General features: G+C 67.5%; 13 protein-coding genes. 5 read left to right on the forward strand and 8 right to left on the reverse strand.

From position 1 onward, the window contains the following. Positions 1-14: 14 nt before the first annotated feature. Genes hutI through hutU form a run of 4 tightly spaced genes read right to left on the reverse strand, consistent with a single transcriptional unit; the run spans position 15 to position 5,518 of the window. On the reverse strand, positions 15-1,241 hold the full coding sequence (gene hutI / locus NG900_RS17525) for an imidazolonepropionase (RefSeq protein WP_252682636.1): 1,227 nt from the start codon (positions 1,239-1,241) through the stop codon (positions 15-17). Beyond that, positions 1,234-2,211: a formimidoylglutamase gene (hutG, locus tag NG900_RS17530; protein WP_420804167.1), complete on the reverse strand. Its 978-nt coding sequence runs from the start codon at positions 2,209-2,211 to the stop codon at positions 1,234-1,236. Before hutG ends, hutI begins: the two co-directional genes overlap by 8 nt. A 2-nt stretch (positions 2,212-2,213) precedes the next feature. Beyond that, on the reverse strand, positions 2,214-3,770 hold the full coding sequence (gene hutH / locus NG900_RS17535; protein ID WP_252682638.1) for a histidine ammonia-lyase: 1,557 nt from the start codon (positions 3,768-3,770) through the stop codon (positions 2,214-2,216). Positions 3,771-3,799: 29 nt separating this feature from the next. Continuing rightward, positions 3,800-5,518 carry a urocanate hydratase gene (hutU, locus tag NG900_RS17540; RefSeq protein WP_252682639.1) on the reverse strand — a complete coding sequence of 573 codons (1,719 nt, stop codon included), beginning with the start codon at positions 5,516-5,518 and terminating at the stop codon, positions 3,800-3,802. Between the two features lie 153 nt (positions 5,519-5,671). On the opposite strand from hutU, the gene hutC reads away from it, so the two are divergent. After that, on the forward strand, positions 5,672-6,385 hold the full coding sequence (hutC, locus tag NG900_RS17545; RefSeq protein ID WP_252682640.1) for a histidine utilization repressor: 714 nt from the start codon (positions 5,672-5,674) through the stop codon (positions 6,383-6,385). Positions 6,386-6,391: 6 nt separating this feature from the next. Here hutC and NG900_RS17550 read toward each other — a convergent pair whose 3' ends face one another. From NG900_RS17550 to hrcA, 4 genes are all read right to left on the reverse strand, one after another. Continuing rightward, positions 6,392-7,264 carry an ABC transporter permease subunit gene (locus NG900_RS17550; RefSeq protein ID WP_252682641.1) on the reverse strand — a complete coding sequence of 291 codons (873 nt, stop codon included), beginning with the start codon at positions 7,262-7,264 and terminating at the stop codon, positions 6,392-6,394. Further along, a complete protein-coding gene (locus NG900_RS17555; RefSeq protein WP_252682642.1) occupies positions 7,261-8,064 on the reverse strand; it encodes a taurine ABC transporter ATP-binding protein in 804 nt (267 codons plus the stop codon). Before NG900_RS17555 ends, NG900_RS17550 begins: the two co-directional genes overlap by 4 nt. Further along, positions 8,061-9,134 (reverse strand): taurine ABC transporter substrate-binding protein, encoded by a 1,074-nt coding sequence (gene tauA / locus NG900_RS17560; RefSeq protein WP_252682643.1) that lies wholly within the window; start codon positions 9,132-9,134, stop codon positions 8,061-8,063. Before tauA ends, NG900_RS17555 begins: the two co-directional genes overlap by 4 nt. Positions 9,135-9,247: 113 nt before the next feature. Then, the gene (hrcA, locus tag NG900_RS17565) at positions 9,248-10,306 is read right to left on the reverse strand and encodes a heat-inducible transcriptional repressor HrcA (protein WP_252682644.1); all 1,059 of its coding nucleotides are present in this window, start codon (positions 10,304-10,306) and stop codon (positions 9,248-9,250) included. 110 nt (positions 10,307-10,416) lie between these two features. Here hrcA and NG900_RS17570 point away from each other — a divergent pair, with 110 nt between their 5' ends. From NG900_RS17570 to mprA, 4 genes are all read left to right on the forward strand, one after another. After that, the gene (locus NG900_RS17570) at positions 10,417-11,355 is read left to right on the forward strand and encodes an NAD kinase (RefSeq protein WP_252682645.1); all 939 of its coding nucleotides are present in this window, start codon (positions 10,417-10,419) and stop codon (positions 11,353-11,355) included. A 22-nt stretch (positions 11,356-11,377) separates the two neighbouring features. Further along, positions 11,378-13,084 (forward strand): DNA repair protein RecN, encoded by a 1,707-nt coding sequence (gene recN, locus NG900_RS17575; RefSeq protein WP_252682646.1) that lies wholly within the window; start codon positions 11,378-11,380, stop codon positions 13,082-13,084. Between the two features lie 99 nt (positions 13,085-13,183). After that, positions 13,184-13,630, forward strand: a complete 447-nt coding sequence (locus NG900_RS17580; RefSeq protein WP_315862379.1) for a hypothetical protein — start codon at positions 13,184-13,186, stop codon at positions 13,628-13,630. A gap of 256 nt (positions 13,631-13,886) precedes the next feature. Continuing rightward, a complete protein-coding gene (mprA, locus tag NG900_RS17585; RefSeq protein ID WP_252682648.1) occupies positions 13,887-15,521 on the forward strand; it encodes an MprA protease, GlyGly-CTERM protein-sorting domain-containing form in 1,635 nt (544 codons plus the stop codon). Positions 15,522-15,586: the final 65 nt, after the last annotated feature.

The raw sequence follows: 15,586 nt of genomic DNA on the forward strand, positions 1-15,586 counted from the left end.
TCATCGCGGGTTCCTTACGCCACCACGGCACCGTCCTTGACCACGCCCACGCAGGGGTTGAGGCCCATCGCATAGGCCAGGTCCGCGGGCCGTTCGATGCGCCAGAGCGCGAAGTCGGCCACACACCCCGGGGCGAGCACACCGCACGTGCCCGACAGGCCGAGCGCGGCGGCGGCATGGCGCGTGGCACCCGTCAGCGCTTCCAGCGGCGTCAGGCGGAACAGCGTGCACGCCATGTTCATCGCCAGCAGCAGCGACGAGAGCGGTGAGGTGCCGGGGTTGCAGTCGGTCGACACGGCCATCGGCACACCGGCGGCGCGCAGGGCGGCCATCGGCGGCAGGCGGGTCTCGCGCAGGCAATAGAACGCGCCGGGCAGCAGCACCGCCACGGTGCCCGCTTGCGCCATGGCCGCAACGCCCGCGTCGGTCAGGCATTCGAGGTGGTCGGCAGACAGGCCGCCGTAACGCGCCACCAGTGCTGCCCCGCCCTGGTCAGAGAGCTGTTCGGCATGCAGCTTGACCGGCAGGCCAAGACGCTGTGCGGCGTCGAACATGCGTGCTGTCTGCGCGGGCGAGAACCCGATGGTTTCGCAGAAGGCATCGACGGCATCGACGAGGCCTTCGGCGGCGAGCGCGGGTAGCACGTCGGCGCAGAGGTGATCGATGTAGTCATCGGCACGGCCGGCGAACTCGGGCGGCACGGCGTGCGCCCCCAGGAACGTCGTGCGCACGCGCACCGGGAAGGTCTGGCCGAAGCGGCGTGCGACGCGCAGCATGCGGCGCTCGGTTTCCAGGTTCAGGCCATAGCCGGATTTGATTTCGACGGTGGTCACGCCCTCGGCGCGCAGCGCGTTCAGGCGCGGCAGGCTGGCTTCGGCCAACGCATCAACGCTCGCCGCACGTGTGGCGCGTACGGTGGAAAGGATGCCGCCGCCCGCGCGGGCGATCTCTTCATACGGCACGCCGTTCAGGCGCGCTTCGAATTCATTGCTGCGGTTGCCGGCGTAGACGAGGTGCGTGTGGCAGTCGATCAGGCCGGGCGTGAGCCAGGCGCCGCGCCCGTCGTGCTCGCGTGTGGCGCGCGCGTTGGCGGGCAGGTCGGCACGCGCACCGAGCCACGCAATGCGTCCATCTTTGACGGCGATGGCACCGTCGCGGATCTCGCCGTAGCCGTCAGCATCGGCCGCCAGCGTGGCGAGGTGGACGTTGGTCCAGAGCGCATCCCAGTGCAGGTCAGCCATGAGCGGTTCCTTGCAGGCCAATACCATCGGCCACGCGCGCAACGAGGCGGGCGGCGACACGGGCCGTGTGGTTGTCGATATCGAGCGACGGGTTGAGCTCCGCCACATCGGCGAGCCGCAGCTTGCCCGAGCTGACCACGCGATCGACGATGGGCTCGATCACATCCATCGACACGCCGCGTGCGGACGGTGCGCTCACGCCGGGGGCGACGCCGGCCGGCAGCACGTCGAGGCACATCGTCAGATACACGTGGTCGACCTGGCTCAGGAACACGTCGACCACCTGCAGCACGTGGGCGAGCTGCGTGACGTCCATCTCGTCGTCGTGCATCCAGCGCACACCGAGTTGGCGGGCGCGGGCAAACAGGGCCTCAGTATTGGCATACGTGCTCACGCCCAGGCAGGCGTAGTGGAACGGCCAGCCGCGTCGCGCGCAGTCTTCGGCGATCTGGCGGAACGGCGTGCCGGAGCTCCCCCGCTCGCCCGCGCGCAAATCGAAATGCGCGTCGAGGTTGAGGATGCCGATGCGCGGCGCCTGCGTTGACTTGCCGGCCAGATGCCGCGCCAAGCCCCCAAACGATGCCCACGCAATCTCATGCCCGCCGCCCAGCCCGATGGGGAATGCGCCGCGATCGAGCAAGTCATGCAGCACGCCGGACAGTTCGTCCTGCGCCGCTTCCAGCGCATCACCCTGACACGTCACGTCGCCCGCATCGACGACCACGCGGTCGGCACGCGCCGGCAGGTTGGCGAGCATCTTGCGGATGGCATTCGGCCCCGCCTGCGCACCGGTACGCCCGTGGTTGCGCGCGACACCCGCGTCGCACGCGAAACCCGCCAGCGCCACGGTATTGGTCAGCGGCGTCGATGCTTCAACGCGCTGGACCGTCTGGTGCCAGCGCAGGCCCAGCGGGCCCTCTTCCGCGTCGACGCGGCCCTGCCAGACGTTTGGTTCGGCTTGGGCCAGCATGATCATGCGAGCGAAAGGTCCGCCAGTTGGGCACGGCACGAATCCCCCAGTTCGCCACCGAGAACGAGGCGGCGGGCCGCTTCGATGTCGGGTGCGAACAGGCGGTCTTCACCGTAGTACGCCACGCGCGCGCGGATGCAGCCGTGCGCGTGTTGCAGCGTGTCGGACGTGGCCAGCGGCTTGTGGAAATCGATACCCTGTGCGGCAGCCAGCGCTTCAATGCCGACGATGGTGGCGGTGTTCTCGGCCATGTCCTGCAGACGGCGGCCGGCGAAGGTGGCCATGCTGACGTGGTCTTCCTGGTTGGCGGAAGTCGGCAGGCTGTCGACGCTGGCCGGGTGGGCAAACGTCTTGTTTTCCGAGGCCAGCGCGGCGGCGGTGACGTGCGCAATCATGAAGCCGGAGTTCAGGCCCGGCTGCTCGACCAGGAACGGCGGCAGGCCCGACAGCGTGGCGTCGATCAGCAGCGCAATCCGGCGCTCCGACAGCGCGCCGATTTCGGCAATCGCCATGGCGAGCATGTCGGCCGCAAACGCCACCGGCTCGGCATGGAAGTTACCGCCCGAGATGACTTGACCGGCTTCGGCGTAGACCAGCGGGTTGTCGGTCACCGCATTGGCTTCGGTGAGCAGCGTGCCGCCGGCCTGACGGATCAGGTCGAAGCACGCGCCCATGACTTGCGGCTGGCAGCGCAGGCTGTACGGATCCTGCACGCGCTTGTCGCCCACCAGGTGCGACTGGCGGATGGCGCTGCCGTCGAGCAGGTTGCGATAGACAGCGGCGGTGGCAATCTGCCCCGGCTGGCCGCGCACGGCATGCACGCGCGGGTCGAACGGCGCATCGCTGCCCTTGGCGGCGTCCACCGATAGGGCACCGGCCACGGTGGCGGCCTTCAACAGACGCTCGGCCAGGAACAGGCCGTTGAGCGCCAGCGCGGTCGACACCTGCGTGCCGTTGATGAGCGCCAGACCTTCCTTGGCGGCCAGTGCGATCGGCTCGATGCCGGCGGCGGCCAGTGCTTCGCGTGCCGGGGTGCGCACGCCATTCACGCGCACATCGCCCTCGCCCAGCAGGGCCAGCGTCATGTGCGCCAGCGGTGCCAGGTCGCCCGAAGCACCCACCGAACCCTTGGACGGAATACACGGCGTGATGCCCGCGTTCAGCAGCGCCAGCAGCGTGTCGATCACCACACGGCGCACGCCCGAGTAACCGCGTGCCAGGCTGGCTGCCTTCATCAGGAGCACGAGGCGCGCAACGCTGTCGCTGACGTCCTCACCGGTGCCGACGGCGTGCGACAGGATCAGGTTGCGTTGCAGGCGCTCCAGCTCGTGCGTGGGGATCTGCGTCTTGGCCAGCAGGCCGAACCCGGTGTTGATGCCGTAAGCCGGGTCGCCCTTGGCAACGATGGCTTGCACCGTGGCAGCCGATGCCTCGATGGCGGCAGCGCAGTCGCCCGACAGCGCAACAGGCGTGGGCGCGAGCCACACGCGGCGCAGGTCGTCAAAGGTCATCGCGCCGGGTTGCAGCGTCAGGACGGGGGGCGTGGTCATGGTGTTCATGGAAATCTTGGATCGTCGATGTCTTTAACTTAGCCGATCATCGGCAGGTTCAAACCGTTGCGCTTGGCGCAGGCGATGGCAGTCTCGTAGCCGGCATCCGCATGGCGCATCACGCCGGAGCCGGAGTCGTTGACCAGCACGCGGCCAAGGCGCTTGGCAGCGGCTTCCGTGCCGTCCGCCACGATCACCACGCCCGAGTGCTGCGAGTAGCCCATGCCGACGCCGCCGCCGTGGTGCAACGACACCCATGTCGCGCCACCAGCGGTGTTGAGCAGCGCGTTGAGCAGCGGCCAGTCCGACACGGCATCCGTGCCGTCGCGCATCGATTCCGTCTCACGGTTGGGGCTGGCGACGGAGCCGGTGTCGAGGTGGTCACGGCCGATCACGATCGGGGCCTTCAGCTCGCCGTTCTTGACCATCTCGTTGAAGGCCAGGCCGGCCAGGTGACGCTCGCCCAGGCCCAGCCAGCAGATACGTGCGGGCAGGCCCTGGAAGGCGATACGGTCACGCGCCATGTCGAGCCAGCGATGCACGTGCGTGTTGTGCGGGAAGAGTTCCTTGATCTTGGCGTCGGTCTTGTAGATGTCTTCCGGATCGCCCGACAGCGCCACCCAGCGGAACGGGCCCTTGCCCTCGCAGAACAGCGGGCGGATGTAGGCCGGCACGAACCCCGGGAAATCGAAGGCGTTCTTCACACCCTGGTCGAACGCGACCTGGCGGATGTTGTTGCCGTAATCAACGGTCGGGATGCCCATGGCCTGGAAGTCGAGCATGGCTTGCACGTGCACGGCGCACGACTTGGCAGCCTCGTCGGTCAGGCGGGCGTGCTGCGACGGATCGCGTTGCGCAGCACGCCATTGCTCGACCGTCCAGCCAATCGGCAGGTAGCCGTTGACCAGATCATGTGCCGAGGTCTGGTCGGTCACCAGATCCGGCTTCAGGCCGCCGGCGCGGGCACGCTTGACCAGCTCCGGCAAGATTTCCGCGGCATTGCCCAGCAGGCCGATCGACACGGCCTCGCCGCGCTCGCAATGGTGGCGGATCAGGTTGAATGCGTCGTCGATGTCCTTGGCTTGCTTGTCGAGGTAACGCGTACGCAGGCGGAAGTCGATGCTCGATTGCTGGCACTCGATGTTCAGCGACACGGCACCGGCCAGCGTGGCGGCCAGCGGCTGCGCGCCGCCCATGCCGCCCAGGCCGGCGGTCAGGATCCACTTGCCGGCCAGCTTGCCGTCGTAATGTTGGCGGCCGGCTTCGGCAAACGTCTCGTACGTGCCTTGCACGATGCCCTGGCTGCCGATGTAGATCCAGCTGCCGGCCGTCATCTGGCCGTACATGAACAGGCCCTTGCGATCCAGTTCGTTGAAGTGTTCCCAGTTCGCCCACTTGGGCACCAGGTTGGAGTTGGCGATCAGCACGCGCGGGGCGTCCGGGTGCGTCTTGAACACGCCGACCGGCTTGCCAGATTGCACCAGCAGCGATTCGTCGTCGTTCAGCTCGCGCAGCGTTTCCAGGATCTTGTCGTAGCAAGCCCAGTCGCGTGCGGCGCGGCCAATGCCGCCGTAGACAACCAGGTGCTTCGGGTTCTCGGCCACGTCCGGGTCGAGGTTGTTCTGCAGCATGCGGTAGGCGGCTTCGGTCAGCCAGCTCTTGCAGTGCAGCTCGGTGCCGCGCGGGGCGCGGATCTCGCGCGATGCATCGTAGCGCGGGTCGTTGGTCAGGTGGGCAGCGTTGGTCGGGGCATTCATGTGAGGTCTCCTACGAACTCCTTGAGCATGGGCTGCATCTTATGTTGTATATACAAGTTAAGCAAGAAAACTTTACAAGCTAAGAGCAAACCCTGATGATGACTGCCATCCGCACATCACATCGGCCGCCAACCGGCGCAGAAAGTCGACTCCATGTCACAAGATCAGTCCGCCAGCACCCCCGCCTTCCAGCGCATCAAGGAAGACATCCTCGCCCGCATCCGTAGCGGCGAATGGCAGGAGGGCGAGATGATTCCGGGGGAGACGACTCTGGCGCAGACCTTTGGCGTGTCGCGCATGACAGTCAACCGCGCGCTGCGCGAGCTGACTGCCGAGCAGATCCTCACGCGCGTGCAGGGGCTGGGGACGTTCGTCGCGCAGCAGAAATACCAGGCGACGCTGGTGGCAATCCGCAACATTGCCGAGGAAATTGCCGCACGCGGCCATCAACACCGCGCCGAGCTGCACAAGCTCGAACGCGCACGCGCCAATGAGGCGCTGGCGGCTTCGTTTGGGGTGTCGACGGGCTACCTGCTATTCCACTCGCTGATCGTGCATTTCGAGAACGACCTGCCGATCCAGGTGGAAGACCGCTGGGTGAATGCCGCGCTGGCGCCCGAGTACATGGAGCAGGACTTCACGCAGACCACGCCAAACGCCTACCTGATGCGCGCCGCCCCGTTGCAGGGCGTGGATTACGGCATCGAGGCGCGCCTGCCACCGCGCGAGATCGCCGAGATGCTGCACATGGACGTGCGCGAGCCGTGCCTGATGCTACGGCGCAAGACGCTCTCCCAGGGCCAGGTCGCCTCGGTGGCGACCATGTGGCACCCGGGCGGACGGTATCAGTTCACGGGGAGTTTCTAAGCAGGGCTAGCTGCGGCCCTTCCAGGGCACCACGCGTGCTTCGATGGCGCGCATGGCCAGATCGAACGCCCACGCAATCGCGCCGATCAGCACGATGCCCATGACCACGAGATCGGTGCGCAGAAAGCTCGACGCGTTGAGCACCATCTGCCCCAGGCCGACCGTGGCGGCCACCATCTCGGCGGCCACCAGCGTGGTCCACCCAAAACCGATGGCGATACGCAAGCCGGTGAGGATTTCCGGCAGCGCCGCCGGCAGGATCACGTGCCGCACCACCTGCGTGAAACTCGCGCCGAGCGCATAGGCGGCGTTGATCTGCTCGCGCGTGGCACTGCGCACGCCGGCGCGCGCGGCCATCGCAATCGGTGCAAAACACGCAAGGTAGATGACGACGATCTTGGCGCGCTCATCAATGCCGAGCCAGATGACCACCAGCGGCAGATACGCCAGCGGCGGCAACGGCCGGTAGAACTCGATGGGCGGGTCCAGCAGGCCACGCGCGGTTCGGGAGACACCCATTGCCAAGCCGATTGGCACGGCAGTGACGGCTGCCAACGCGAATGCGCCGAACACCCGTAGCGCGCTCCAGCCCAGGTGCGCGGCCAGTGGCTGCCCGCCTTGGATATCGCCACGCCACGCATCCAGGAATGCGCGCCACACCGCGTGCGGCGAGGGCAGAAACAGCGGCGGTACCCAGTGGAACGTGGTGGCCGCCCACCACAGCACCAGCAGCCCACTCACCGACAGCACGCTCAACCCCAACGCACTGCCCTCGCCCGGCAGCCGATAGCCGCGCAGCTTGCGTGGAGGTTGAGTGGAAGGCGTCGCTGCTTCAACAGGCGGCGCGCCCTTGGACACCGCCGTATCGATCGCGCTCATGCGGCCAGCTCCTCGGGGCTATGGTGGATCAGCGCCAGCACGCGCTCGCGCCACGCAATGAATTCGGGCGACGACTTCACCGCGCGTGCGTCGCTGCCCGCCAATGCCTGCCGCGAGAACGGCAGATCGAACGCTTGCACAATCCGCCCCGGCGATGGCGACATCACCACCAGCCGCGTCGCCAGGAACAATGCCTCCTCCACGTCGTGCGTGATGAAGAAGACGGTGGTGCCGGTGCGCTGCCAGACGTCGAGCACCAGCGTCTGCATGGTTTCGCGCGTGAACGCGTCTAGCGCGCCCATCGGCTCGTCCATCAGCAAAACGCGCGGCTCGGTGGCCAGCGCGCGGGCAATGCCGACGCGCTGCTGCATGCCGCCCGACAACGCATACACGGGCGACGTGGCATGCGCCTCCAGCCCGACCCATCGCAGCAATTCAAGCGCGCGCGCATCGCGTGTCTTGCGATCGATGCCGCGCAGCTTGAGCCCGAGCGCCACGTTGTCGCGCACGTTCAGCCACGGCATGAGGCCGTAGCGCTGGAACACCACGCCGCGCTCCGCGCCCGGGCCGTCGATCTCGTGTCCATCCAACAAAATCTGCCCCGCCGTCGGCGCAACAAAACCGGCCAGGCAGTTCAGCAACGTGGTCTTGCCGCAGCCCGATGCGCCCAGTGCGACGACGAACTCGCCTGCGGTGATCGACAGATCCACACCGCCCAAGGCTTGCGTGGTACGGCCACGCGCGTCGCCGCCTGTGCCGATATAGTCGACGCGCAGGCCGCGCACATCGATGCGGCTCATCGCGCTGCCGTTGCCACGGCCTTCGTGCCACTTGCCACGCGCTGCACAAAGCGCGAATCGATGGTGGCGCCGTAATCCGGCAGCACGGCCTGGATCGTGCCCTGCGTCTTCAGGAACTGCGCCGTGGCCAGCAGCGATTGCGCCGCCCCCGACTGCGCGCCGCCGCCCAGCCAGCGCTTGGAAGCCTGCTCCGCTGCATCCGGAAAGGCATATAGCGCGAGGCTTGCCGGCACATCGGCGGCCGTCGCGCCCGAGGTCTTGGCCACGGCCGCCACCTGCGGCGACGTCACCGTCCATGCGGCCTTGTTGTCGCGATACGCCGCATCGGCCTTGGCCAGTACCTCAACAAACTTGGCAATGAAGTCCGCATGGTCACGCGCAAACTTGCGGTCGGCCACAAAGCCATCAAACGTCGACTTGCCGGTGGCGGCGGCGATCTTGCCGGAGGTGGTCAGCACCGTGCCGTTCTTCTTCACCTTGGCGAGCACCGGGTCCCAGATGAAGGCGGCATCGACGTCGCCCCGGTCCCATGCGGCCGACAACTCCTGTGGCCGCAGGTTGACGACCTTCACATCGCGCGGGTCCAGCCCCGCCTGCTGCAGCGCCACCAGCGCATGGAAGTGCGAAGTCGACACATACGGCACGCCCAGCGTCTTGCCCTTCAGGTCGGCCACGCGCGCCACGCCGCTGCCGTTGCGGGCGACCAGCGCCTCGGCATCATTGATGTTGTCGAGAATCCAGAACAGCGACAGATCCACCCCCTGCGACACACCGGCCGCAATCGGGCTCGACCCCGCCTCGCCAATCTGCACCGAGCCCGACGCGATGGCGCGCACCACATCGGCGCCGCTGGCGAGCTGGCGGTAGGTCACCTTGTAGCCGGTGGCGCGCTCGACCTCGCCGGTGGCCTGGGCGTAGCGCCACGGCAGCACCATGTCCTGATAGGCGATGACGACCTCGCGTTCGGCCGCGCGCGCGGGGGCGGCACCAAACAAGGCAAACGAAACGGCCGCGGAGGTTAAGAACAACCGCGCCGCAGCCAGCAAACGGGGGATGGAGAAACCAGCCATGAAAGACTCCGACAGAAGAGAAACGCGCACATGCGCCGGAGTCGATTGTGGGAGACGGCAGACCGCGCTGTCGTCGAAGAAAATCGGCTGAGCTTATGCAACCGACCTGTACATCAATATTGGCTGAGCGTGCTGGAGAGCAGCTTGGCGGTGATGTCCACGATCGGGATCACGCGCTCATACGCCATGCGCATCGGCCCGATCACGCCGAGCGTGCCGACGATCTTGCCGTCCACCTCGTACGGCGCGGTGATGACGGCCATGTCTTCGTGCGGCACGAGGCTGCTTTCGCCGCCGATGAAGATCTGCACGCCCTCGGCGCGGCTCGATACATCGAGCAGTTGCAGCAGGCCCGTCTTCTGCTCGAACACGGCAAACAGGCGGCGCAGCTTGTCCATGGACGACGACAGGTCTTCCACCTCCAGCAGCTTGCGCTCGCCGGAGATGACGACCGGTTCCTCATCCGACACGGCGCTGCTGCCGGCTTCCACGGCCGCCTGCATCAGCGCGGTCATGTCGGCCTGTAACGCCGACAGCTCGCCGCGTAGGCGCTCGCGCACGGCATCGAACGTCTGGCCGCCGTAATGCGCGTTGATGTAGTTGGCCGCCTCCACGAGCTGCGACGGGGTGTACGGCGTATCGGTGTGGATGATGCGGTTCTGCACGTCGCCCTCGGGCGTGACGACGATCAGCAGGATGCGCGACTCCGACAGCCGCAGGAATTCGATCTGCCGGAACGCATGCGTGCGGCGCGGCGTCATCACGATGCCGGCAAACTGCGAGAGGTTGGACAGCGTCTGCGCCGCCGCCGCAATCACCCGCTGCGACGATTCCGACCCGTGCGATGCCAGTTGCGTACGCACCTGTTCCGCAATCGCGCCCACCATCTGCTGCGCCATGCGGTCGTGTGTGCTGAGCACATCCAGCGGGCTGGCGGTCAACATGGTGTCGACGAAGAGACGGTACCCGCGCGGCGTCGGCACCCGCCCGGCCGAGGTGTGCGGGCTGGCGATGAAGCCCATCTCCTCCAGGTCGGACATCACATTGCGGATGGTGGCCGGCGACAGATCGAGCCCGGAATACTTCGAAAGGGTGCGCGAGCCCACGGGCTGGCCCTCGGCGATGTACCGTTCGATCAGGGTTTTGAGGAGGATGGTGGCGCGCTTGTCCATGATTTCCCAATTTTACGCAAAATCGACTGCAACCAGCGGGTGACGTTGGCGTTTCTCGCCAAACATCGTCAAACGTAGCGAGGGTCATATCGATATGGTGTAATGCGCGCATGTCGATTCCCCCGTCTGCCGTGGCCCCGCAAGCTCCCGCCGCCTCGCCCGCTTCGCCTTTCAAGACCGTCGCGCTGGTCGGCCGGTATTCGGCCGCCAACATTGCCGGCCCGCTCATGGAGCTCGCGTCGTGCATTGCCGCGCGCGGCCACGACATCGTGTTCGAGCGCGAAACGGCGCTCAATATCGGTGTCCAGGATTACCCTGCCCTGCCGCCCGACGAGATGGCGCGCCACGCCGACGTGGCCGTGGTGCTCGGCGGCGACGGCACGCTGCTCGGCATCGGGCGCCACCTGGCCGGCGCCAGCGTGCCCGTGATCGGCGTGAACCACGGGCGGCTCGGCTTCATGACCGACATCCCGTTCGACGATGTGCACACGGTGCTGCCCGACATGCTGTCCGGCCGCTACGAGGCCGAAACGCGCACGCTGCTGCAGGCCCAGGTCGTGCGCGACGACGAGGTCATCTTCTCGGCGCTGGCCTTCAACGACGTGGTGGTCAATCGCTCGGGCACCTCGGGCATGGTGGAACTGGCCGTGTCGGTCGACGGCTTCTTCATGTACAACCAGCGCTCGGACGGCCTGATCGTCTCCACGCCCACGGGGTCGACGGCTTATGCGCTGTCCGCTGGCGGTCCGATCCTGCATCCGGCGTTGTCGGGCCTGGTGCTGGTGCCCATCGCGCCGCATTCGCTGTCGAACCGGCCGATCGTCATTCCGCAGGATGCGGAGGTGGTCATCCAGGTCACCAGCGGGCGCGACGCCAGCGTCAATTTCGACATGCAGTCGCTCACGTCCTTGCTGCCGGGCGACCGCATCGTGGTGCGCCGCTCCGAGCGCACCGTGCAACTGCTGCACCCAATCGGCTACAACTACTACGCCACGCTGCGCAAGAAGCTGCACTGGCACGAGTATCCGACCGAAGACAACCGGCTGTAACCCAAACTCCGTCCCACGCACCATGCTGCGCAGCCTCACCATCCGCGATTTCGTCATCGTTCACGCGCTCGACCTCGATCTGGCCGACGGCTTTACCGTATTTACGGGCGAAACAGGCGCCGGCAAGTCCATCCTGATCGACGCACTCGCACTCACGCTGGGCGAGCGCGCCGATGCAGCCGTCGTGCGTGAAGGCGCGCCGCGCGCTGACATCACCGCCGAGTTCGATGTACAACCGCACGTGGCCGCCTGGCTCGAAGCGCATGAACTGCACGACGACGAAGGCGTGATCCTGCTGCGCCGTACGGTCGATGCCGCCGGCCGCAGCAAGGCCTTCATCAACGGGGCGGCCGTCACGCTGGCACAACTGCGCGAGGTGGGCGAGCAACTGGTCGACATTCACGGCCAGCACGCGCATCAGCTGCTGCTCAAGACCGACGCACAGCGCAGCCTGCTCGACGCCCACGCCGGCCTGGAAGGCGCCGTGCGCGAGGTCGGAGAGTACTATCGCGCGTGGCAAGCCGTGGTGCGCGCACGCGTTGCCGCCGAACAGCAATCGCGCGAAGCCCAGCTCGAACGCGAGCGCATCGAATGGCAGGTGAACGAGCTGCTGAAGCTCGCCCCGCAACCCGGTGAATGGGAAGAGATACAGACCGAGCACCACCGGCTGTCGCACGCCGCCAGCCTGATCGAAGGCACGCGCGCCGCGCTTGATGGCCTGTCCGAATCGGAAGGCGCGGTCCTCACACAACTGGGCGCCACGTTGCACACGCTGCGCGAGCTCGCCGAGATCGACCCCGCCCTGGCGGACGTGCTGGCCGCGCTGGAACCGGCGGAAGTGCAGATCCAGGAAGCCGTGCACACGCTAGCCCGCTATGCCGACCGCGCAGAGCTGGACCCGGACCGCCTGGCTGAAGTCGACGCGCGCATGCAGGCGCTGCACACCATGGCGCGCAAATACCGCGTTGCGCCTGAAACGCTGCCCGCCGAGCTGGCCGAACGCCAGGCGCAACTGGCGGCGCTGCAAGCCGCGTCCGACCTCGACGCGCTGCAAGCCCACGAAGCGCAAACCCACGCCGCGTACATGGTGGTCGCGCAGGCACTGTCGCGCGCGCGCGCCAAGGCCGCACGTGAGCTGGCCGAAGCCGTGACCGGTGCCATGCAGGGCCTGTCGATGGCTGGCGGGCGCTTTGACATCGCCTTGCACACGCTGGAGCACGGCGGCGCGGCGGGGCTGGAGCAAATCGAATTTCTCGTCGCGGGGCATGCGGGCGTCTCGCCGCGTCCGTTGGCGAAGGTCGCGTCGGGCGGCGAACTGGCGCGGATCAGCCTGGCCATCTCCGTGATCGCCAGCGAGGCCAGCCCGACCCCCACGCTGATCTTCGACGAAGTCGATTCCGGCATCGGCGGCGCGGTGGCAGAAGTCGTCGGCCGGCGCCTGCGCGAGCTGGGCGCGCGCCGCCAAGTGCTGTGCGTGACCCACCTGCCGCAGGTGGCCGCGCTGGCCAATCACCACATCCAGGTCGCCAAGCAGACGGTGGCCGGCAGCACGCGTTCCGACCTGGTGGTGCTGGACGCCACCGGCCGCGTCGACGAAATCGCCCGCATGCTAGGCGGCGCATCGCTAACCGACACCACGCGCCGCCACGCGGACGAGATGCTCGCCGCGGGCCGCGCGCAACCGGCGCCGGAATCGTCCGCGCGGAAATCCCGTCGCATCGCGCAGTGATCGCCTATACCGGAACCATTGCCGCTGTCGCAAGCACGCAGGTTCCGGCGCGCCCTGCCCACACCTTTCCACGCATCCAAGGAGAACACCATGGCCCGCATGCCGCAACAGGCTGCCCGTCGTCGATCGCTGCTGTCGTCCGCCAGGCCCGCGCTGGCGGCGGCCGTCGGCCTGTGCCTGCTGGCGGCATGCAAGTCGGTGCCGGCCATTGATCCCGGCAAGCCGCCTGCCATGGACCCCGCTTCGGCCAACACCCAGCCGCCCGCGTCCGTGTCGGCCGCGCACAACCTGGGCGACATCATCGTCGGCCTGAGCACGCCGACCACGTCATCCGCCACCGTGCAGGGTGTGCTGGATGCCGCAGGCGCGCGTGCAACGCCCCGCCTGGCCTTTGCGGTCGTCCGGCCCATGTCGGGCGGGTTCTGGGTTGTGCGCGCAAGCTCGGGCGACGCGTCGGCCACGCTGGATGGCGCGGTGGCGGCATTGCGTTCCACACAGGGCATCGCTTCGGCCGACCCGGATCGGGTGATGAAGATCCAGCACTGATTCCCGCGCAGTACCGCTCCCCAGGCTGACAGCCGGGCGCCACGCGGTGCCTGGTTGCGACCGGTCGTGCCACGGGCGCTTGGGCCCGATGCGCGGGCCGGCGCCCCCTCCCTCCGTAAACACGTTCAAAACGTCCCCGCCCGGCCACCACAGGCGGGCAAGTGGCGTGCTACCTTTTGTTTTATGTGACGAACTGTCAACGATCACATCCTGACGACGTTTTTCACCACAACAAGATGCCACGGAGCACGCGCTGATGACCCCTTCCTCTTTCCGGCTGAAGTCCTGGCTCCGTGCGGGCGCCAGCGTTGCCTGCCTGGCCTGGGCGATGGGCACGCCACCGGCCACAGCGGCCACGTCGCAGCCGCAATACACCGGCGACCTCATCATCAAATGGCGCGACGACACCAGCGGCACGCGCAAGCCGCTCTCGGCCAGCGAGGCGAGCAACCGGCTGCTGTCTGTAGCGCAGGCGGCTGGGAGCACGCTGCAGGTCAAGCGCACGCTGGCCACGAGCGCCCAGCTCATGGGAACGGGCCTGACAGACGCCGCCAGCATCCAGGCCGCTGCCGATAAGATCGCGCAGGATGCGCGCGTGGCCTATGTGGTGCCCGATCGCATCCTCCAGCCGTCCGCGGTTCCGAACGACCCACGTTTTGGTGCGCAGACCAGCCTCGCCGCGCCGGCAGCGGTGCCCGGCGGCATCAACGTGGCCTCCGCATGGGACGTGACGCTGGGCTCGCCGAGCATCGTGGTGGCGGTGGTCGATACGGGATACACCGATCACCCGGATCTCTCCAGCAAGATCCTGCCCGGCTACAACTTCATCTCCGACCCGGTTCGCGCTGGCAATACCAGCGGCCGCGGGCCTGATGCGCATGACATGGGCGATGGCGTGACCTCGGCCAGCCAATATCCGAGCCTTTCGTGCCCGACCTCCGGCGTCACCTACCCGCAATACAGCAGCTGGCACGGCACGGAGGTGGCGAGCGTACTGGCCGCAGCCACCAACAATGGCGTCGGCATTGCCGGGGTGGGCTGGAATACGCCGATCGTGCCGGTGCGTGTGTCCGGCCGATGCGGCGCGCTGCTGTCTGACACCGTCGACGGCATGCTGTGGGCAGGGGGAATTGCGGTTCCAGGTGCGCCGGCCAACGCCAATCCGGCACGCGTGGTCAACGTGAGTTTGGGCAGCACGGGACAATGCTCGGCCGCCGAACAGGACGCGGTGAACCAATTGGCGGCGCGCGGTGCGATCGTGGTGGCGGCCTCGGGCAACGAAGCCGCCCAAAATGCCGACGCACCCGGCAATTGCGCCGGCGCCATTGCAGTCACCGCCCACGTGGACACCGGCGAAAACGCCAGCTATGCCAACGTCGGCCCGCAGGTGGCCATCAGCGCGCCAGGTGGCGGGTGCCCCAACTCGCAGCCTTCGTGCCTCACACCATCGACGATCAACGCTGACTCCAACGATGGCCAATACTCCCCGGGCAACCCGATCGTCAGGCCTGCCTCCCTCACGGATGTGGTCGCCGGCACCAGCTTCTCGACGCCGGAAGTCGCAGGCACCATCGCCCTGATGCTGAGCGTGCAGCCGCAGTTGTCGAATGCGCAGGTGCTGGCCGGCCTGCAACAGACTGCGCGCCCGCACCCGGCTGGTACGTACTGCACCACCCATCCCGGCGTGTGCGGTGCCGGCCTGCTGGACGCGGCAGGCGCGGTGCACTACGCCCAGCAAGCAACGCCCGCAGGGATCGGCAATGGCTCCTCAGGTTCGGGCGGTTCCGGCAGCGGTGGCGGAGGCGGCGGCGGCGTAATCCCCCTGGCCAGCGCCGCACTGCTGCTCGCGCTTGGCCTCGCATGCTCGCGCCGGCGTCCATTGCACCGCTAAGCCCAATCCGGCCCACTGCCTCTCCAAAACCGCCTCACTCAAGAGGCGGTTTCCTTTTGCGGCCT

This window comes from Ralstonia soli (assembly GCF_023955655.1).
GTDB lineage: Bacteria > Pseudomonadota > Gammaproteobacteria > Burkholderiales > Burkholderiaceae > Ralstonia > Ralstonia soli.

Bases quoted from the DNA above. Each gene is read 5' to 3' on its own strand.
- NG900_RS17555 (WP_252682642.1), bottom strand. From the start codon at position 8,064: ATGAGCCGCATCGATGTGCGCGGCCTGCGCGTCGACTATATCGGCACA.
- hutI (WP_252682636.1), bottom strand. From the start codon at position 1,241: ATGGCTGACCTGCACTGGGATGCGCTCTGGACCAACGTCCACCTCGCC.
- recN (WP_252682646.1), top strand. From the start codon at position 11,378: ATGCTGCGCAGCCTCACCATCCGCGATTTCGTCATCGTTCACGCGCTC.
- hutG (WP_420804167.1), bottom strand. From the start codon at position 2,211: ATGCTGGCCCAAGCCGAACCAAACGTCTGGCAGGGCCGCGTCGACGCG.
- hutC (WP_252682640.1), top strand. From the start codon at position 5,672: ATGTCACAAGATCAGTCCGCCAGCACCCCCGCCTTCCAGCGCATCAAG.
- mprA (WP_252682648.1), top strand. From the start codon at position 13,887: ATGACCCCTTCCTCTTTCCGGCTGAAGTCCTGGCTCCGTGCGGGCGCC.
- NG900_RS17570 (WP_252682645.1), top strand. From the start codon at position 10,417: ATGTCGATTCCCCCGTCTGCCGTGGCCCCGCAAGCTCCCGCCGCCTCG.
- hrcA (WP_252682644.1), bottom strand. From the start codon at position 10,306: ATGGACAAGCGCGCCACCATCCTCCTCAAAACCCTGATCGAACGGTAC.
- hutU (WP_252682639.1), bottom strand. From the start codon at position 5,518: ATGAATGCCCCGACCAACGCTGCCCACCTGACCAACGACCCGCGCTAC.
- hutH (WP_252682638.1), bottom strand. From the start codon at position 3,770: ATGAACACCATGACCACGCCCCCCGTCCTGACGCTGCAACCCGGCGCG.
- NG900_RS17580 (WP_315862379.1), top strand. From the start codon at position 13,184: ATGCCGCAACAGGCTGCCCGTCGTCGATCGCTGCTGTCGTCCGCCAGG.
- tauA (WP_252682643.1), bottom strand. From the start codon at position 9,134: ATGGCTGGTTTCTCCATCCCCCGTTTGCTGGCTGCGGCGCGGTTGTTC.
- NG900_RS17550 (WP_252682641.1), bottom strand. From the start codon at position 7,264: ATGAGCGCGATCGATACGGCGGTGTCCAAGGGCGCGCCGCCTGTTGAA.